Origin of the sequence: Fictibacillus halophilus, from assembly GCF_042680145.1 — a bacterium.
GTDB classification, from domain to species: domain Bacteria; phylum Bacillota; class Bacilli; order Bacillales; family Fictibacillaceae; genus Fictibacillus; species Fictibacillus halophilus_A.
On record NZ_JBHTNQ010000001.1, the window covers coordinates 2245988 to 2265187 of the forward strand.

Sequence of the window (19200 nt, forward strand, 5' to 3'; positions counted from 1 at the left end):
CCGGGTGTAAAGACACATGTATACAACATTGAGTCTCTTTCATTATCTTTTATAGAAAAACTTTAAAAACTTAAAAAAAAGCCGATAAAATTGCAGGGGGGAATACATATGAACATGACGATACGAAAAAGAGTTCAGCTGATGCTTCTTATCAGTTTAGCCGGAATGATAGTATTACTTGCATTTATCGGTTTATTTTTATGGCAGAATTCACAAATGGAAAATGAAAGAGAAAGTGTGCAAAGTGCATTTCTTTCAAGCAGCAATATTCGAAGTTCATTTAATGAAGTACGCAAAATGGAACAAGAATACCTGCGCACTCCAAGCGCAGACTCCAAACAGAACGTTCTTACTTATTTAAAGACATTGCAGAACGAAACAAGCAAGCTCGCAAAAGAGACTGGAGATAAATCCATCAAAGGAATTGAGAGCGATTTAACTGCTTATCAAACATCATTTGAATCTGCAACTGGGCTAACCAGCCAGCTTAATTCATTAAAACAGATGATGGCAGAAACTTCTGATGAGTTTGCTGGAACAGTAAAAACAATGAATGATCAGGCTTTACTCGTAAACTTGCTTCAAATGCAAACGTATGAAAAAGATGTTCATATTAAATACGACAGCACTTCGGTAAAGAACTTTAAAGAAAGTGCAGTTGCATTCGACCAAATGCTGGATACAAAAAATATACCTGCAGATCAATTATCAAACTTTAAATCAAAACTATTAAAGTACACAAATTCTGCAGATTCCATACAAACGATCACAAAGCGAATCGAAGATGACATAAAAACATTTGAAAAAATTGCTGGAGTGGTAGATCAATCTACTTCAGATGCTGAAAAGTCCTTACAAAAGGAAAATACAGCTCTCTCAGAAAAGCAAAAATCGGTTAAATTCTGGCTGACAATCTGCTTAATAGCACTTAGTGTAATCATTCTTGGTATTTTAGGAGTTATCGGTGTATGGCTGCTGCGCTCCATACAATCTTCTATTTCTGTACTAAAAGAAGGTGCTACCATTATCGGTGAAGGTGACCTCTCTTACCGTGTACATACTTCAGCAAAAGACGAAATGGCAGACCTTGCTCATACCTTTAATGCAATGGCAGAAAAGATGCAAAAATCCATGAACGAAGTAAAGAATGCTGCTGAAAAGCTTACAAGTTCTTCTCAAAATCTTGCAGCTGTATCTGAAGAAACAACAGCACAAAGTGATGAAGTAACAGAAGCTATCTCCCAAGTAGCAACAGGTGCTCAAAGCCAGGCAGATCACCTACATGAATGTACCGTTTTATTATCTGGAGTTACTGAATCCATCAAAGAAACAGCGACGATAAGTGATGAAATTTCACTGGATGCCCAAAAAGCTGAAAACGACGGTAAGGCTGGCTCTGATACTGTAAAGAGACTTAATACGCATTCTGAACAATTTTTGGAACTGGCTCAGAGCTTAATATCTGAAATTCAGCATGCTTCTCAGCAGTCTAAACAAATTAATTCTATCGTGGAAACCATTCAGGAAATTGCGGGCAGCACAGACCTCCTTGCATTAAATGCTGCCATTGAATCTGCAAGAGCAGGTGAAGCTGGCCGAGGTTTCTCTGTAGTAGCAAGTGAAGTTAGAAAGCTTGCAGAACGATCTAAAAATGAGGCACTTAGAATTCAGCAGCTTGTAAAATCAATGACAAGCCAGATGGAATTATTATCAAAAGAAACAGTTCGTTTTGAACAATACAGAAACGATCAGCAAATTTCTGTACAACAAACAGAACAAGCTTTTACAAGCATCATTCATAATGTTTCAAAGATAAACGGCAGAATCACTCAAGTGAAAGGTGCTATCGGCCGTGTTGAATCTGCAAATGAAAACTTATCAGAAAAATTGTTCGAGGTAAGTGCAATTTCAGAAGAATCTGTTGCAACAAGTGAACAAGTAAGTGCTTCTAGTGTCCATCAAAAAGAAGCGATTCACCAAGTTAACCTGGCTGCCACTGAATTGCAGGAAATTGCTCTAACACTTCAGCAAGAAGTCGATCAATTCAGTTTAGGTGAAACGTTGGCTGTTGAAGAAGAAATCGAGTTTATGGAAGAATACCAAGAAGCTGCAGCAACAGCAGAAGAATACGAAGATGATTTTTCTGAAGAAGACACAGTTTACGAAGAAAAAGAACTCACTGAAGAATCTGATTCCTTTGAAAAAGAGATGATTGAAAAGGAACCAAATACAGAAAGTGAGATTCCTTCAGATTTTAAGGATGAGAATCAAAAATAGTACGACTTATTAAGAGGGTGTCTCATGGTGAGGCACCCTCTTAATAATTCCCGCTTAAATTCGTGTATTTACGATGTTCCTTGTATGTTTTTGAGAAATAATGACTCCATGTACCGTCCTGTTTGGCTACAAAGTAATAATAATCATGTTTCTCAGGATCTGCGGCCGCTTTTAACGACTGAAGATCAGGGCTGGCAATCGGTCCAGGCGGCAGTCCATCATTTAAATAAGTATTGTATGGACTTTTTATCTTTAAGTCTTTTCTGCGCAGCGTTGCTTTAGGTTTATCCAGTAAATACTGGACTGTTGAACAGGATTGAAGCTTTTTGCTATCTTGAATTCTGTTCATAAAAACCCCTGCTATCATAGGCTTTTCTTTATTCAATAAGGCTTCTTTTTCAATGATTGAAGCAAGTGTTACCCACTCATACGGTGTTTGATCAGTTTTTATATCAATAGATTCTGTTTTTTCAATAAAACGATCTGTCATTTGACGGATTACTTCTGCAGCATCAAGTTGTTTTTCAAAGAAATAAGTATCTGGAAACAAAATACCTTCCATCGCATATTTTGTTCCCTTCTTCAGTTTTTTATCTTCTAACTGTAATATCTCCAGTTGATCTTCCCTTAAATTATCCCACGTCTTTGCTGTTTTTATAAATTCATCTCTCGAAGTGATACCCTTTTTACTTAACCTGTCAGCAATCTCTATGACAGTAATCCCTTCTGGAATAATCATTTCAACAGCTTCTGTTTCCCTATCCAATGTAGAAAGATCTGCTAACAATTCTTTGTAGTCTGAACCATATTTTAATGTATGTTCACCTGCAACAATCTCAGAGTCTTCACCTGTTATCGTTCCATAGATAGAAAAAAGAAGCTTATTTTTTATGAATCCTTCTTGCTCTAAATTCTCAGCTAATTTTTGAAAATCATTCTTCTCTTTAAGAATAAAAGGCTTTTCTGCCCTGCCTTCTACAGGCCGTGTCTCATATCCTATCCATACTGAGAAACAGGCAAGAACGATTAGAGAGACTAGTAAAATTCTCTTCAACAGTGTGTTCAAAGTAAATCCGCCTCACATTTTTGTTTCTAATCTGCCCAGAACACTGTAAATCATTCTTTTTGAATGGGTCTTTTCTAAAGGCTCTTGTCTAAAAGATTGTTGCTTTTGGACCATATTTTTTATTCTCTTCATTGGTAAGTTAATTGGAGTGCAAGGTACGAGACTCCTGTGGGATGATCAGCGGGACAGGTGAGACTCGCAATGGCGCAAAGCGCCGAGGAGGCTCACCACACGCCTCGCGGAAAGCGAGCATCCTGGAACGGAAATTAACCACTTTCAAGAACAACAAAGTTTGCGAAAACAGCCTTTAAATAAAAAGAAGTGCCTCAAAATGAGACACTTCCTTTACTTATTATTCATATACACATACTGACCTAATAGGATTGTTGCAATATGAGAAAACATTTCGCCTCTGGATAGAAGTCCAGCTGTAAATACGCCGATTGCTCCATCCTTTTTCCTGATTTCTGGATCATTCGTCCATTCTCCCATAAGCTGTCCGAGTTCCTTGCCTTGGCGCAATCCCTCAACTATTGGAGGTGGAAGCAAGATTCTGGCCCCAGCGGCAGTTAGGATATTTCCTTGTCTATCCGCGACCGCTCCCCAATTACTCAAATACATGCCATCTTCCATTTCCATTACTCCACCTTCAAAACCAAGACCGATTACAGCACCTTGTTGTACACAATCTTTTGCACGATTGACTGCACCTGTCTTCGTTTCCTCATCAGAAAATGGCTGTGAAGAAACGAGTGAATCAGAAGAAAAAACAGCAAGTTCCGCATTCTCAAAATAGTTTAAAAACGCATTGGCAGCTTTAATTTTTGCGGGATTGGACGACCCAATTCCAATTTTCATTAAACATTCATCCTTAACTGTTTTCCAAGATTGTTTGAAGCGTGGAAGCATCGGCAGTTTTAATTAATTTAACCAGCAATTCTTTTGCCGCTGCATAATCATCGATATGAATGATTGAAGCATGTGTATGAATATAACGGGAACAAATACCAATTACAGCAGATGGTACACCGTTTCCTGAAACGTGTACACTTCCAGCATCTGTTCCACCCTGAGAGATAAAATATTGATAAGGAATATTATTTGTTTCAGCCGTATCTAGAATAAATTCTTTCATCCCTCTGTGTGTAACCATTGTTCTGTCTAGGATTCTTAATAAAGCCCCTTTTCCAAGCTGGCCAAATTCACTTTTATCACCCATCATGTCATTTGCGGGACTCGCATCAAGTGCAAAGAACAAATCCGGCTGAATTAAGTTCGCAGCTGTCTTTGATCCTCTAAGTCCTACTTCTTCCTGTACTGTCGCACCACTGTAAAGTTCGTTTGGAAGATTTTCATCTTTTAATTCTTTTAACAATTCAATTGCGAGACCTACACCATAACGGTTGTCCCAAGCTTTTGCCATAATCTTCTTAGGGTTCGCCATCGGAGTGAATGGGCAGATTGGAACGATTTGCTGACCCGGTCTGACTCCCATGTTATAAGCATCTTTATCATCATCTGCTCCGATATCAATATACATATTCTTAATGCTCATCGGTCTATTGCGCTGATCCTCGGAAAGCAGATGCGGAGGGGTTGATCCAATAATCCCTGTGATAACTTCTCCAGAATCTGTGTATATATTTACACGCTGTGCCAAAAGAACTTGGCTCCACCAGCCTCCCAATTCCTGAAATTTAAGCATCCCGTTCTTCGTAATTTTTGTAACCATAAAACCTACTTCATCCATATGACCGGCAACCATGATCTTAGGTCCGCCGTTACCCTTTTTAACTCCGAAAATGCTCCCTAGTCCGTCTTGAATAATTTCATCAGAAACTGGTTCGATTTCCTGGCGGACAAACTTGCGAAGATCTCTTTCAAATCCTGGTGCAGCAGGCATCTCGGTTAACGTTTTAAACAATGCGAGTGTTTCTTTATTCATAATGAAAACAACCCCTTCTAAATAATCCTATGTACACGTTTATTGTACACTTTATCAGAAGGGGTTTTCTAGGTTTATGAATATTGTCTAGTTTTCGTATGCGATGGGATCAAAAGAACCGGCTTCTTTAAATCCTTTAAGACGGAGCAGACAGCTGTCACATTTACCGCATGCCGATTTTTTTCCGTTGTAACAAGAGGTTGTTATTTCGTAAGGCACGTTAAGAGATAATCCAGCTTCAATCGTTTCCTTTTTTGAAAGATTAATTAAAGGAGTTTTTACAAGGATGTTCTTCCCAGTAACCCCAGCTTTTGTTGCCAGGTTAATCGTCTCTTCCATGCTATGAATAAATTCTGGCCGGCAGTCAGGGTATCCGCTGTAATCAACAGCAGAGACTCCTGTATAAACTGCTGTTGCACCTATGACTTCTGCATATGCACTCGCTAATGCCAGGAAAATCATATTCCGGGCAGGCACATATGTGACCGGAATGCCTTCTTCAGCCTCAGTTGGAACATCTAAAGTCTCATCTGTTAAAGCACTTCCGCCAATATCTTTTAAGAAAGTAAGATCAACAATTCTATGGTCAGCAACTTCATAATACTTACCCACTTCTATTGCCTGTTCTACTTCCCGATTGTGGCGCTGTCCATAATGAAACGTTATAGGATAAAGATCATAGCCTTCCGCTTTCGCGATCCCCATGCATGTCGTGCTATCAAGTCCTCCGCTTAGGACAATGACTGCTTTTTTACTCATGTAATTAAACCCCTCTCTCTTCTGGGTGCCAGATTACTTTATGAAGCTGCAAGCTCAACTTAGCATTCGGCAAATGACTTTCTAATAAAAGTTCCACCAACCTTCTTGGGGGCATACTTTCCCAAACTGGACTTACACAAATTTGTCCTTTCCGGTAATGTTGCTCCACCACTTGTTGTGTGATTTCAAAATCTTCTTCTGAGCCGATTACAAATTTAATTTCGTCCTGATTTTGAAGTTCCTTAAAATTACCTAAATTCATTTTGTCCATTTCGCCAGAAGCAGGAAGTTTGTAATCCATCACAAATCTCATTTTTCTTTGAAGTTCTGGGTGGGAATTACGCAGTTTTTCAAAAGGAACTAAATCGATGGCACCATTTGTTTCAATATGGATATCTACGATGTGTTCTAAATCAGCCATTGCCATGAGCAAAGCTGCAGACTTTTCTCGATGGATGAGCGGTTCGCCTCCCGTGAAACAAATACGGGAAGAACGGAAAGATTTAATAGTTGAAATGATCTCATCAATGGATGCTTCAAATTCAGGCTTTGCAGGTGCATAACTATAAGTCGTATCGCACCATGTACAACGCAGATTACAATGAAAGACTCTTACAAATACAGTTGGATAGCCTGCCTGAAGCCCCTCCCCCTCTACTGTTTCAAAAATTTCAACCATCGGGAGTTTCCAGTGTCTCCAGATGTCTTTAGAAGGCAGATCGAACGACTTCATTCTCCCACCATCCATTCTCTTTTCATAACGGCAAAACTTGTTGGAGTTTCATACAGTTTTAATTCTTCGATTCTGTGCCCCTGTTCAGATAACCCTCTTTGTTTTAGTTCAGCATCAATCTGTTCCCACATCCATACAACCATATTCTCAGCAGTTGTATTCATTGGAGGAAGCACTTCATTTAAGTATCTATGATCAAGTTTTTCATCAATTGCTGTTTTAAAAATTTCTTTAATTTCACCAAAATCCACTGAAATACCGATCTCGTTCACATATCCACTCATAGTGATTACAAGTTTATATGTGTGGCCATGAAGGTTTTTACATTTTCCCTCATAACAGTGAAGGTGATGGGCTGCATCAAACGTAAATTCTTTGCAGACTGCAACACGTTTATTGTGATATTTTAATTGCTCACGCTTTATATCACGGTCAAGCATTTGAACATCTTTAGGAATTTTATAGGTCATTCCGTTTCATCCTTTCAATGGAGAGCACGAAAACAAAAAAATCTCTGCACATGCAGAGAGTGTGGAATATCATTCTTCACGCTCCCTAGTTTTGTTTTAGGAGGGGTGGGAATCTCGAACCCTCCATCTGTATCATGAGTATCTTAACAAAAACAGAGAAGAAAAAGAAGGCTTTTCTTTGTTATACTAAAAAATAGAAGAAAAGAAACTCTACATAAGGTGGTTAATGATTATGAAATGGAGAAACTTGATCTTTGCCGGGCTTGCAGGTGCTGCAGTAGGATATGCAGTTACTAAAAAACAAACAGAGTGGCTCTCACCTGAAAAAGCTTTAAAAATGTTAAAAGAAAAAGCAAATCAAACCTATAACATTTCAGGTTCATGGATTTTAGTCAGTCGGGAAAGCACTTCTGTTTTTGGTCTCCCATACACGGTTTATAAAGGCGGCTTTTCTGACTCAAGTTATGGCAATGCCCCTGTACATTATGAATTTTTAATCGATGCAAAAACAGGAACCCTTCTACAACTCGAAGAAAAATAAAAAACAAGCCCCACATTGGCTAATCAGCCAATGTGGGGCTTTGTTTTATCGATAAAGATTGTCTTGGTTGTAAAGATTGTTTTCAATCTTGAATTTTGTAGTAAGGTACTGACGCTTTTCCCAAACTGACAAAATAAATAAAGGAACAAGAATTAAGACAAACAATAATGCCGTAACAACAATAACATCCATATGAGTCCCTAGGTCAGACTCATGCTTCTTTTTATAATCTTTAATCTTATCATTAGCTTTTGCAACTGCACCTTCGGCTAATAATTCATTTTTGTCTGCATCATAAAAAACAACTTCTGTATGGTCGAAATAAAAAATATTATCTCTTACAGTATCGTAATTTGCAATGGCAACTGTAACCTCAGAAGCCTCTAGCTCCGGGTCTTCATTTGGAAAAGACTGAACGTCAGATAGTGTCAGTGAACCTGACTTTAAATCTTTGTGCTTACTTTTAATCCCTTTTTCAATTGTTTTCTTCATTTCATCAGTTGCTGTGTCTGCAGATGCAAAAGAACCGATTGATAAAAACAGTGCAAATACGGTAAACATGGCAATTAACTGTTTTTTCATTTCTTAATCCCCTTTCAATTCACCTCTAGAATTGCTTATAGAAAAATATAATTTCATACCTTTCATATTTTAACATATCTTGTCGATTTCGACATTCACTTGAAAATGGAAATTGTATGACTTTTTTTTCACATTTTTGGAGAACGCGGTACTCTTTCCAATAAGTTCCCATTTTTATCCCATTTTACTGCTCTGTAAATACAGTCATGATAGAAGAAATACCATGTTTCAGGTTTGATCCATTTCTGCTTTGCAAAAATAGATGTCATTGGATAATCATCATATGCTAAAACCCAAAGAGGATTATGGTGAGCGTGAGTCGGCATGATATCACCTAGATGATATATCTTTTCGCTGCCAACATTTAGCTCGATGATTGAATGCCCATCACTATGGCCCCCAGTATGTATCATCTTAATACCTTCAATAGGTACAATCTCTTCTTCAAATGTCTTGACTTGGTGGGCAATAGGTTCCCAATTTTCACGCCAGTATGTATTTTGAGAACGAACATTAGGATTTTTAAGCTCTGCCCATTCTATTTCCGATGTGTAGATGACAGCGTTTTCGAAAACCGGTACCAATTTATCTTCTTGCCACTTGGATAGTCCGCATGCGTGGTCAAAATGCATATGTGTCATGAGGACGATATCAATATCACCAGGAGTCAGACCTTCTTTTTCAAGGCTCTTATGAATTAAAGATTCTTCAGAAACACCATAGTTTCTTAGCTGCTTATCCGTTAATTTACCAGCACCAATTCCAGACTCAATTAAGATGTTTTTACCTCCAAGTCCTTGAATAAGAATTGGTTCAGTTCTTAACTCAATCTGATTTTTGTCATTAACGGGATATCTTTTTTCCCACAAAGGTTTTGGAACAACTCCAAACATTGCACCGCCGTCCATATGTGTTACTCCGCCGTCCAGCCAAGTTAGTGTTATCTCGCCGATTTTCCACTGATCCATTTATCATATCTCCTTTCTCTTCACTCCTTTTACAAGTGTATCACAAGAACCTGATTCGGAATAAAAGAAAAACCCGGTGTTTTCACCGAGTTTTTTACGAACGAAATTGAGCTTCCATTCTGTATATACGAAATCCTTTTTCCGAAAACTTTTCTTCATATTCAGTCATAACGTTATCTTCCATACCGCTTTTATGAAGATCAAGACTTACATCCTGAAAAATCATTCCGTATTTAGACATGCTATGAAGTGAATATTCAAATAACCCTTGATTATCCGTTTTAAAATGAATCTCACCTTGTTTTTTAAGAATGGCTTCATAACGTTCTAAGAAGCTTTCATGTGTAAGTCTTCTTTTAGCATGTTTTTTCTTTGGCCATGGATCAGAGAAATTAAGGTAAACACGATCAATTTCTCCCGTTTCAAAATAATCTAAAATATGGGTTGCATCTGCACGAATTAATTTTACATTGGATGTTCCATCTTCTAAGATTCTGTCCAATGCAGAAATGATGATGCTGTCATAAAGCTCCATTCCTAAATAATTAATGGATGGATTCTGATTACCCATGCCTTTTATAAATTGACCTTTACCTGTTCCAACTTCAATATGAATCGGATTATCATTTCCAAAGAAAGAACTCCACTTTCCTTTCATGGATTCAGGATCAAGTGATACTACTCCGGGGTTGTCCAATAATTTTTCTTTAGCCCAAGGCTTAAATCGTTGACGCATAACAATTTCTCCCGCCTTACAATATGTTTTTTATCAATGATGTTATTTAGATCAGTTCAATATTTCAAGGATATTTTTTTCTTAACTCCATAACCTATGCATTGAAAGGATGTGCAGCAAATGCCATTAACTCATAATGATCAATTGCATATAATCAGAGATCTTCTGCAAGACCATTACACGGATTGTGCCGGTTCACCATCAGAATGTGCACAAATTGAACGCTTGGCTGCACATTTGATTGAAAATGGTGAAATCCACGAAGAAGTAAGAAATATTTTAACAAACATTAATGAATACAGTCATACAGGTTTCTCACATCAGCACTTGGAAGAACATATTTCTAATCATCTTCCACATCTGGAATCGTGGATTAATACGATTCAGACACACCACCCATATTAAGACACTATTCCCTAGGAAATAGTGTCAGATTTACATTTTAATTGTCAGATCGTCCCCGCGAGCTCCTTAATACTTTCAGCAAACTGGGCAGTTTCCTTTGACTGTCCTTTTTCTTTATACCAGAAAAAAGAACTGATAGTTTGTGCTAGAACATACCAATGCATTCTGCGTTCTAGATTATCATCCAAAGTCTGACCATAGATTTCCAGCCAGTTATCCCACTCTTCATAAGGAATATAGCTATAGAGCAGCATTCCTAAATCCAAAGCAGGATCTGCAATCATTGCACCATCCCAGTCAATAAGAAATAATTCATTAGTATCACTTAAGAGCCAATTATTATGATTTACATCACAATGACATACCACCATATTCTCAACTTCAACTTCTGATGCAGTTTCCATTAGATAAGCAAATGAATCATTAATTATTTCGAGATAATCTTTTTCTTTCCGCATCTGCTTTTGAATGTCATTCAGCATATCAACAGGAGTCAGTCTCTTTTTTTCTAAGCGGTTCATCATTCCCAGCAGCTCTTGAGACTGATGGATTTTTGCTAACAGTTCTGCAACGTTTTTGCTCTTCATATCAGCTGCTTTTAATTCCCGTCCGTTAAGCCATTGCTGTGCAGTAATAACATCACCGTTGCCAAGTCTTTTTGTCCATAACAATTTGGGTACAATGCCTTCAGCCGAAAGAACAGCTAAAAACGGAGAGGAATTACGCTTTAAGAACAGTTTTTGGTTCCCGTATTCAGCTATATATGCTTCTCCTGTTGCTCCGCCAGCAGGGGAAACCTGCCAATCTTCTCCCAAAATCTGTTCCAAAATGTTCACCTTCTTGTCTAGTTAGATCCGTTTTTCATTTATGTTCATTCAGCAAATAGAATAAATTTCCGTATCAAAATAAAATACTGCGAAGTCATTATTTTAACACAAAAGATCAATAAAAGCACCTGAATATTACGACTTCAATTATCATCTTTTTACAAATAACAATGAAAACGACAATGAATTAATGAGATACGTATTTGAATCTAAATTTCTTACAGCATATTTCTCGTTTTCAACTGCTATTTTCCAAGAATCCTGCTGAATAGGTATTTCTATCGCTTTTAGAGATTGATTAAATAGCAGTAATACTTTTTGCCAATTAGAACACTTTACTTTTTTATCGGTTAGGGGATGATTAATTTCCACTCCAAAAATACCTTCTGGAAGTTCATGCAGTTGATTGATACTGCCTGCTTCATCACGAAAAACAGGCTGTTCATTGCGAATTTTTATAAGCTCTTGAAAGTACTTAACATCGTTCTCGTATTTTTCACAATCATGCCAATTAAAAGCATTTATTCGATCAGGCATATTGTAGCTGTTCTCAACCCCATACTTCGTACGATAAAACTCTTGCCCCGAATGAATAAATGGAACGCCGCGTGAAAACAAGGTAAATGCCAGCGCAAGCTGCTGCCGTTTTTTTCGTTGCAACTCATTTTCATGCGGGTGACGAATTTTCAGAAGATCATATAAAGTATGGTTATCATGGCATTCTGTATAGTTGATGCTTTGTTTTGCAGATAAAAACTTGTCATTTTTACCGGCATACCCTTTTATAGATCTCATAATTTGATTCTTAACAGAACGTTCCTGATTTCCGTTTATAAACCCCGCAGTACCGCCAGTAAATATACTTCCTTTTACACTATCCCGGAATGAATCGTTAAAAAATGAATAGTCAGGTAGAACTTTTGCCGAAGATAGGGTAGCTCTCTTTTCCGGTTCGAGATTCGTATTTAAATTCCAGCCTTCTCCGAGCAGAAAAATTCCAGGGTTTAATGATTTTAGTTTTTGAGCAGCAATGTTCATCGTTTCTACATCATGTATTCCCATTAAATCAAAACGAAAACCGTCGACTTTATACTCATTTAGCCAGTATAAAAGCGCATCTAGAATAAACTTTCTTACCATTTTTCGTTCTGAGGCTGTATCATTGCCAACCCCTGTACCGTTTACAGGATTGCCGCCGCCATCATATCGAAAATAATAACCTGGAACTAGCTTCTCAAAAGATGACTCTTCCAATTTATATACATGATTAAATACAACATCCAAGATAACAGAAAGCCCATTGTCCTGAAGTGTTCGAATTAAAGTTTTCAGCTCTTTGATCCTGCAGACCGGGTCATTTGGTTCGGTTGCGTATGATCCTTCTGGAGCAAAGAAATGAACAGGATCATACCCCCAGTTATATTGGGTATTTGGTTTTGTTTCATCTACACTTCCAAAATCCGCGACCGGCATCAGCTGTACATGAGTAATTCCCAAGCTTGTTAAATAATCCAGCCCCGTAATATTTCCTTTGTATGTTTTTGTATCCCTTTCCGTAATTCCAAGATATTTACCTTTATGTCTCACACCGCTTTCAGGATGTATCGTAAAATCTCTAATATGAAGTTCATAGATGATACTGTCGGTTTTTGAACGAAGGTTCATTCTTTTTTCGGAACGCTGCCATTTGTCAGGATCTGTTTTCTGCAAATCAATAACAACCGATCTCTCACCATTAATTGTTACGGAGCGTGCATATGGATCTGGTGCCTCGACCCATTCGTGATTAACCTTAGCTCTGTAAATGTACTCAGTTAAATGCTGATCACCTTGTAAAGTAAAGTGCCAAACTCCTTTTTCTGTTCTTTCCATGCTCGCTTCTGAAAAATCTGATTCCCCGAATCCTTTATACCTAATCTGCATTTCAACAGCTACAGGAGACCATACTCTAAAAACTGTGGAATCAGGTGTATACTGTGCACCAAGAAGACCATCATCAAAAAAGAGTGAATCAAATTGATCTGTCCTTACTATACTGCCTATTTTAAGGGGAATTTGGTCTCCGTTTATTTTTATCCAATAATCTTTGCCCATATCTAATTGAATGGGAGATTTGCATTTATATATATATCGCTGGTTATAATTTTCTTGTTTAAGTATCGTTAAGGAATGTACAATACCATCCGTTTGTAATAAACCAAACGACGGGACGATTGAAAAAGACTTTTTAGCTACTATTGTTATTAGTGAAAAGTCATCAATATAAGCTTTTGCTTCAAAGTTCTTCAACCTGTGTTCACACTCCTTCAGTCAGCTATTACATCATATTGAACTTAAATTCATTTTGTTATTCGTAAATATGAAAAAGAGAGAGGGATGACCCGCTCTCATTAATCATTTAAGTATTTATTTTTAAGAATCCTTCCCGCAATCACCAAAGCTGCATAAAGGATAATTGGAATAATGATACCCCAAATGAGGTTATCGTTAGTGACTTCTGACACCCATTCTTTTATGCCTGGTTTTTTTTGAATCAACGCAACCCAAAGGATCGAAAAAAGAGCAATATTAAAAAAGTCAGTCCATTTCATTTTCTTCACCACTCAAGTATTCATAGATTTTAAACTTTTATCGGCACAGACAGAGGATTTATTTCAATGGAAACTGGTGTTGTTCCTTTATATTCACCATCCGCATGAATCGCAACTGGTCTATTAGTATTCACTGTAATATTACGGCATGTAAACTGTGAAACTCCTTGCACTTTTACATGTCCGCCCCAAAAGACTGAAATAAATAGCATAAGAAGTTTTGTTAACGAGATATTATGTACAACACACACATCCAGTCTTCCATCGTTGTAACGAGCCTCTGGGCAAATTTTCATACCCCCTCCATAATAGGGCATGTTTCCAATCGCTACAAGCCATACTGTGTCAAAAGCATGTATCTGCCCATCGATCTGTAGTTCCACAGAAGCTGGTTTATAGGATTTCAAAACTTTAAATAGTGTAATTACATATGCAAAAGTTCCTAGTCTCAACTTATGAAGCACTTTTTTATAACGGGCTTCATTTGTATATCTGGCAACTTCTCCGTCAAGTCCGATTCCGATCGCACTTAAAAAAACTTGATCCTTCATGCTTCTTCCGATCAATTGGATAAGTCCGGCATCACTTTTGATTAGCTTGTTTCTTTTTAAATAGGCAATTTGACTTTTACTGCCTCTGATTTTTTTTGCAAGTACACGAACAATGTCATTTCCTGAACCACCCGAAATAAAGCCAAGTGGGATTTCAGGGTGATCCTTTATCCCATTGAACACCTCATGAATTGTCCCATCTCCGCCTACTGCAATGATCGCTTTAATAGAATCTTTGTTTATATATATAATTTTCTTAGCTATTTCAACAGCATGACCTTTGTGCTCTGTATAAAAAGTCCTATATGAAATCTCTTCTTTATCTAATTCCTTTTTTAACCGATTGAATGCTCTAACTGCTTTTGAGTTATTTGTATTAATTATAAAAAAGTATCTTTTCATCAATTAAGTCCTCGATTGTTTGTTTTACACTCAATTCGACAATATGTATCAAATTCCTTCAAAACTTAACTCAGACTCGTTTGTTAGAGGATCTTTTCTATAAAGAGAATTAGTCACACCAAATCTTAAGATATCCGCAACAAATTTTAATTGCTGACTCTTTACTGGAGCTGGTTCATGAATGATCTTCATATGCCACTCTTTAAAATTCCGTTTATCAACGTAGTTTATTTTTCTCCAGTCGTTTGAAAGATCAATAAATGCATCAGGTGCTATTATTGTTTGTTGGATTGAAAGCTGTTCTTTATATGGATCAGCCCATCCTTTGATTACACTGTTCATCCTATCAAGCCTGACAACCGGACTTAATCTTGTTTCCTCTTGCTCAGGGCTGACATTTTTCCAAAAACGCTTATTCTCCGCTTCCTGCCAAATCCCTTCACCACTCACCCAGACGATAAGTGATATCGTTGCAGGGCCAGCTAAGATTACATCAAGTTCAACGGGAGCACTTTTAATCCGTAATACAGGCTCATAAAATAAAAAGTAATTATCAGGGATTTCTTGTGTCAGAAATTGCAGCTGCTGGTCTCTTAAATATTTCTGATCAACGTTCGAAACTTCTTTCACAGTAGAAGTTGCCCAGTTCATTTGGTTTTGAAAAAGGGCTTTTCTAAATTCCTTATGCAAAAGTTTACGGTTATCTACTTCATTGTTAGGATTAAACGCTTTCCAGCGGTTTTCCTTAATACGCATAAATAGAGTTTGATAATGATAAAGATTCTTTTCATACCGTGAAACATAATCTTGTATTTTAACAAGCTGTGCCATCCTTTTCTCCCCTCCTCTTACTGTTTATCTAGTTAATGAAAAGGACTGTACAATCTGATATTTCGGCTGCATTTCAAAATGTGTTTCATAAAGAACTACATTTTCTGCCAGGAATTGAATTTCTCTCCCATAGGTATCCCACCATTTCTCTGAATCAACATACAGTGTTGAAGAATCCAAATGTTTTCGTGCAAGCGTAATATGCGGTGAGTAGGATCTTTTCTCTAAGGTAAAATCAGCTTGTTTGCATGAATATGCCACTTGTTTTTGCAGATTATATAGTCTAACCTGTTCTTCAACACCAGTCCAAAAGATTCTTGGGTTCTCTTTGTTTCCAAAGAAACCAAAATGGTTAATATTTAATGCAAAAGCTTCATGCTTTCGCACTGTATCTTTTATTAAAGGATTTAGTTTCTTTAATTGATCACGTGATGCTTTTCCTAAAAAGGCGAGTGTAATATGATAATCATCAGGATGAACCCATGTCTTAAATGAGTGATCCTTTTTTATTTCTTGGCACATTTGATTAAGTGTTGATTTCACATCAGCCTGAAGCTGCAGAGCAATAAATAAATGCCTATCCATAAAATTCACCGCTTTCCATTATTTATTTTATCAGATAATCGTATCCCTCTATCTGCTTTTTTACCGAATGGAATATTTGTTATACTAATGAGAGTAATAAAAAGGGAGTGCAAATTATGAGAGTCGTAACAAACATCGCGGAACTGATTGGAGATACACCTATTGTTAAATTAAACCGCTTGCCTTATTCAGAAGGTGCAGATGTGTACGTTAAGCTTGAGTACTATAATCCGAGCCGAAGTCTGAAAGATCGAGCTGCATATAATATGATTATTGAAGCCGAGAAAAAAGGCGATTTAAAAGAAGGCTCTACAATTATTGAACCGACTTCCGGAAATACAGGAATCGGTCTTGCAATGAATGCTGCAGCAAGAGGCTATAATTCTATAATCGTTATGCCAGATACGATGACTGAAGAAAGAATAAATTTATTAAAAGCCTATGGAGCAAAAGTAGTATTGACTCCAGGGGATGAAAAAATGCCTGGAGCGATAAAGAAAGCAAGAGAACTTGTAGCAGAAATTCCAAACAGCTTCATGCCTATGCAATTCGAAAATCCGTCTAATCCAGATGCTCATCGTCATAGTACAGCGATTGAAATAAAAGATGCCATCGAAGAAATAGGTAAACCATTTACTGCATTTATTGCACCCGCTGGAACTGGCGGAACAATAACGGGTACAGGTGAAACCCTTAAATCAATGTTTCCTGACCTTTCCGTTCACGTTGTAGAACCTAAAGGCTCTCCTGTACTTTCTGGCGGAAAACCTGGAAAACATAAGCTCGTAGGAACTAGTCCCGGCTTTATTCCCTCGATTTTAAACCAAAACGTCTATGATGAAATTGTTCAAGTAAATGATGAGGACGCTTATGACATTACAAGACGTCTTGCTTCAGAAGAAGGCATACTAGTAGGTCCATCTTCCGGTGCTGCTGTTTACGCAGCTTTAAATATTGCTAAAAAACGAAAAAAGGGAGAAGTAGTTGTCTGCATGACTTGTGACTCAGGCGAACGCTACCTCACAAGCGATCTATTTCAATTTAATTCATAGGGTGTTTCCTTAAACTTTGTTGCTTTTGTCAGAGGTTAATTTCCGCTACAGGACTCGCTTTCCGCAGGGTGTGCGGTGAGCCCATTCGTCGCCATGCGACATTGAATGGTCTCACCTGTCCCACTCATCCTGCCGGAGTCTCGCCCTTTCACTCCAACTAACTTTTCATTGAAGCAATTTATGTCAAAATCTCTCAGCAACAACAATCTTTTAAAAAGGCTCTTTTCTAAAAGATTGTAGCTTTTGGCTTTTCAATAATCATCATTTGCAAGTTGATTGGAGCGCAAGGTGCGAGACTGCTCGAAAATGAAAAATCACATTTTCTTCGTGCGATGTAACGCTGTCGAAGCCTTCCTTGTCCTACGGGACGAGCGGTCAGGTGAGACTCCTTATGGTGCAAAGCAGCAGGAGGCTCACCGCACGCCCCGTGGAAAGCGAGCATCCTGGAGCGGTGATCAACCACTTCCAAAAGCAATAATGTATGCGAAAACAGCCTTTAGAATAGAGAGTTAGAAAAAAGAGATAAAAAGACATCCCAGAATACGTTCGGGATGTCTTTTTCAATGCACAGTAATCTCACATAATTGATTTTGTATGCTAGTTCTTCGTCTTCTAAAATGACAGTGCCTTCTCATTGCGCTCCAATCAACTTATCAACGAAGGATCTACAGCCATTTAAATAGATCTGTGTACAAGTACGGGTTCTTGTTCCATTTTTGAAAGAAGAATAACCATAAGCAGACCCGCAAATGAAAGGACTCCAAAGAACAGGTACGTATAAAAGATCGAATATTTATCAAAAATAACTCCGCCAACAAACGTACAAAACCAAGAACCAAGTCCATTTCCCACAGCTGAATATAATGAGACCGCAGTAGCTCTAACTTCACTAGGGGTATACATTCGAACATACTCCATAGCAGCCGGAATGAATAGACCGACTGAAAATCCTTGTGCAATGGTGGTTGCCAATACTATCGAAAAAGATGGTTCGAAAAAGTAGAACGTCCAGCGAACAGCAGAGACTGCAGCGGCAAACATCATGATTTGCATCATACCCCATTTTTTGATCGTAAGTCCTGCAAATTTCATAAAAGGAGCTTCACTGCCTGCAGCCAATAAAAAAGCTAATCCGACTCCAGCTAAAGTGCCTCCCGTTTCCTGAATATAAAACCCAAAATAAAAGTTATTTGCAAAAATCGGTCCAAAAACAAGGAATGTAGCGATAAGAAAAATAATAAAAGAGGGCATTTTCATTAGCTTATCAATACCCTTTTTCATATCCGTTTTAAGTGATTGATTTTCTTTCGGCATATTAAATACAAACAAAATACAAAGAAAAAGAACTGCTGTAAACATATAAAATATCACTTGGGTACCAAAAATTTCAGCAAGTCTTCCTGCGATATATACGGCAATAGCGAACCCTACAGCACCGAACAGCCGATAATTCCCATACTGCTTGTTCTCCTTTTGAACATAATTAAGCAATATACTGTCAGAGACGGGAACAAGCGCACTTTGCATAAAAGAAAATAAGATAAGTAATAACAATAACCATAAGTAAGAATCCAGCAATAATATACTGTAACCCAATCCGGCTGTTAATAATAAGGTTAAGCCCAGTACGGACCGCGGACGTCGTGTAAAGTCCGTGACCATTCCCCAAAGCGGCTGAGCAAAAATCATTACAACAGGACTGATCGACATTAATGTACCAATTTCTGTCCCGCTAAGTCCCACTTCTTCCTTAAAATAAACACCCAGTAAGGGAAATAAACTTCCAAGACCAAAAAAGAAAAGCAAATAAAAGCCTTTTAAACTGATTGAGGTTTGATCAAAAGTTTTGTTCATGATGTTTTCCTCTTCTCTTTCTTAC

Annotated in this window: 20 protein-coding genes; 4 read left to right on the forward strand and 16 right to left on the reverse strand. The window is 37.7% G+C overall.

The window, feature by feature from the left end; translation table 11 throughout:
- Nucleotides 1-108: 108 nt before the first annotated feature.
- A complete protein-coding gene (locus ACFQ4X_RS11530) occupies nucleotides 109-2277 on the forward strand; it encodes a methyl-accepting chemotaxis protein (RefSeq protein ID WP_379835263.1) in 2169 nt (722 codons plus the stop codon).
- A gap of 40 nt (nucleotides 2278-2317) precedes the next feature.
- On the opposite strand, the gene mltG is transcribed toward ACFQ4X_RS11530, so the two are convergent.
- From mltG to queD, 6 genes are all read right to left on the reverse strand, one after another.
- Nucleotides 2318-3343, reverse strand: a complete 1026-nt coding sequence (gene mltG, locus ACFQ4X_RS11535; RefSeq protein WP_379835264.1) for an endolytic transglycosylase MltG — start codon at nucleotides 3341-3343, stop codon at nucleotides 2318-2320.
- Between the two features lie 345 nt (nucleotides 3344-3688).
- Entirely contained in the window at nucleotides 3689-4201 is a 513-nt protein-coding gene (locus ACFQ4X_RS11540; RefSeq protein ID WP_379835266.1) for a DUF84 family protein, read from the reverse strand.
- A 13-nt stretch (nucleotides 4202-4214) separates the two neighbouring features.
- Entirely contained in the window at nucleotides 4215-5288 is a 1074-nt protein-coding gene (locus ACFQ4X_RS11545) for a M42 family metallopeptidase (protein ID WP_379835267.1), read from the reverse strand.
- An 87-nt stretch (nucleotides 5289-5375) separates the two neighbouring features.
- Nucleotides 5376-6047 carry a 7-cyano-7-deazaguanine synthase QueC gene (gene queC, locus ACFQ4X_RS11550; protein ID WP_379835269.1) on the reverse strand — a complete coding sequence of 224 codons (672 nt, stop codon included), beginning with the start codon at nucleotides 6045-6047 and terminating at the stop codon, nucleotides 5376-5378.
- A gap of 4 nt (nucleotides 6048-6051) precedes the next feature.
- Nucleotides 6052-6780 carry a 7-carboxy-7-deazaguanine synthase QueE gene (locus ACFQ4X_RS11555; protein ID WP_379835271.1) on the reverse strand — a complete coding sequence of 243 codons (729 nt, stop codon included), beginning with the start codon at nucleotides 6778-6780 and terminating at the stop codon, nucleotides 6052-6054.
- A complete protein-coding gene (queD, locus tag ACFQ4X_RS11560; RefSeq protein WP_379835272.1) occupies nucleotides 6777-7250 on the reverse strand; it encodes a 6-carboxytetrahydropterin synthase QueD in 474 nt (157 codons plus the stop codon). Before queD ends, ACFQ4X_RS11555 begins: the two co-directional genes overlap by 4 nt.
- A gap of 232 nt (nucleotides 7251-7482) precedes the next feature.
- On the opposite strand from queD, the gene ACFQ4X_RS11565 reads away from it, so the two are divergent.
- Complete coding sequence (locus ACFQ4X_RS11565; protein ID WP_379835274.1) at nucleotides 7483-7791, forward strand: PepSY domain-containing protein; 309 nt, start codon at nucleotides 7483-7485, stop codon at nucleotides 7789-7791.
- Nucleotides 7792-7836: 45 nt separating this feature from the next.
- Here ACFQ4X_RS11565 and ACFQ4X_RS11570 read toward each other — a convergent pair whose 3' ends face one another.
- The 3 genes from ACFQ4X_RS11570 to trmB all read right to left on the reverse strand — a co-directional run bounded on the left by ACFQ4X_RS11570 (nucleotide 7837) and on the right by trmB (nucleotide 10077).
- Nucleotides 7837-8373, reverse strand: a complete 537-nt coding sequence (locus ACFQ4X_RS11570) for a hypothetical protein (RefSeq protein WP_379835275.1) — start codon at nucleotides 8371-8373, stop codon at nucleotides 7837-7839.
- A 128-nt stretch (nucleotides 8374-8501) separates the two neighbouring features.
- Nucleotides 8502-9341, reverse strand: a complete 840-nt coding sequence (locus ACFQ4X_RS11575) for a YtnP family quorum-quenching lactonase (protein ID WP_379835277.1) — start codon at nucleotides 9339-9341, stop codon at nucleotides 8502-8504.
- Nucleotides 9342-9435: 94 nt separating this feature from the next.
- Nucleotides 9436-10077 (reverse strand): tRNA (guanosine(46)-N7)-methyltransferase TrmB, encoded by a 642-nt coding sequence (trmB, locus tag ACFQ4X_RS11580; RefSeq protein WP_379835278.1) that lies wholly within the window; start codon nucleotides 10075-10077, stop codon nucleotides 9436-9438.
- Between the two features lie 120 nt (nucleotides 10078-10197).
- On the opposite strand from trmB, the gene ACFQ4X_RS11585 reads away from it, so the two are divergent.
- On the forward strand, nucleotides 10198-10482 hold the full coding sequence (locus tag ACFQ4X_RS11585) for a YtzH-like family protein (protein ID WP_379835280.1): 285 nt from the start codon (nucleotides 10198-10200) through the stop codon (nucleotides 10480-10482).
- Nucleotides 10483-10526: 44 nt separating this feature from the next.
- Here the strand turns inward: ACFQ4X_RS11585 and ACFQ4X_RS11590 are convergent, their stop codons facing one another.
- The 6 genes from ACFQ4X_RS11590 to thpR form a co-directional block, all read right to left on the reverse strand.
- Nucleotides 10527-11309 carry a phosphotransferase gene (locus ACFQ4X_RS11590; RefSeq protein ID WP_379835282.1) on the reverse strand — a complete coding sequence of 261 codons (783 nt, stop codon included), beginning with the start codon at nucleotides 11307-11309 and terminating at the stop codon, nucleotides 10527-10529.
- Between the two features lie 150 nt (nucleotides 11310-11459).
- Nucleotides 11460-13598, reverse strand: a complete 2139-nt coding sequence (gene pulA, locus ACFQ4X_RS11595) for a type I pullulanase (RefSeq protein WP_379835283.1) — start codon at nucleotides 13596-13598, stop codon at nucleotides 11460-11462.
- Nucleotides 13599-13699: 101 nt separating this feature from the next.
- Nucleotides 13700-13900: a hypothetical protein gene (locus tag ACFQ4X_RS11600; protein WP_379835285.1), complete on the reverse strand. Its 201-nt coding sequence runs from the start codon at nucleotides 13898-13900 to the stop codon at nucleotides 13700-13702.
- Nucleotides 13901-13929: 29 nt separating this feature from the next.
- Nucleotides 13930-14853, reverse strand: a complete 924-nt coding sequence (locus ACFQ4X_RS11605) for a diacylglycerol/lipid kinase family protein (RefSeq protein WP_379835287.1) — start codon at nucleotides 14851-14853, stop codon at nucleotides 13930-13932.
- 48 nt (nucleotides 14854-14901) lie between these two features.
- Complete coding sequence (locus ACFQ4X_RS11610) at nucleotides 14902-15684, reverse strand: hypothetical protein (RefSeq protein ID WP_379835289.1); 783 nt, start codon at nucleotides 15682-15684, stop codon at nucleotides 14902-14904.
- A gap of 24 nt (nucleotides 15685-15708) precedes the next feature.
- Nucleotides 15709-16269, reverse strand: a complete 561-nt coding sequence (gene thpR, locus ACFQ4X_RS11615; RefSeq protein WP_379835290.1) for an RNA 2',3'-cyclic phosphodiesterase — start codon at nucleotides 16267-16269, stop codon at nucleotides 15709-15711.
- Nucleotides 16270-16385: 116 nt separating this feature from the next.
- Between thpR and cysK the strand changes: the two genes are divergently transcribed.
- Nucleotides 16386-17321, forward strand: coding sequence for a cysteine synthase A (gene cysK, locus ACFQ4X_RS11620; RefSeq protein WP_379835292.1), 936 nt, complete (start codon nucleotides 16386-16388; stop codon nucleotides 17319-17321).
- Between the two features lie 675 nt (nucleotides 17322-17996).
- Here the strand turns inward: cysK and ACFQ4X_RS11625 are convergent.
- Nucleotides 17997-19175 carry an MFS transporter gene (locus ACFQ4X_RS11625; RefSeq protein WP_379835294.1) on the reverse strand — a complete coding sequence of 393 codons (1179 nt, stop codon included), beginning with the start codon at nucleotides 19173-19175 and terminating at the stop codon, nucleotides 17997-17999.
- Nucleotides 19176-19200 lie beyond the last annotated feature (25 nt).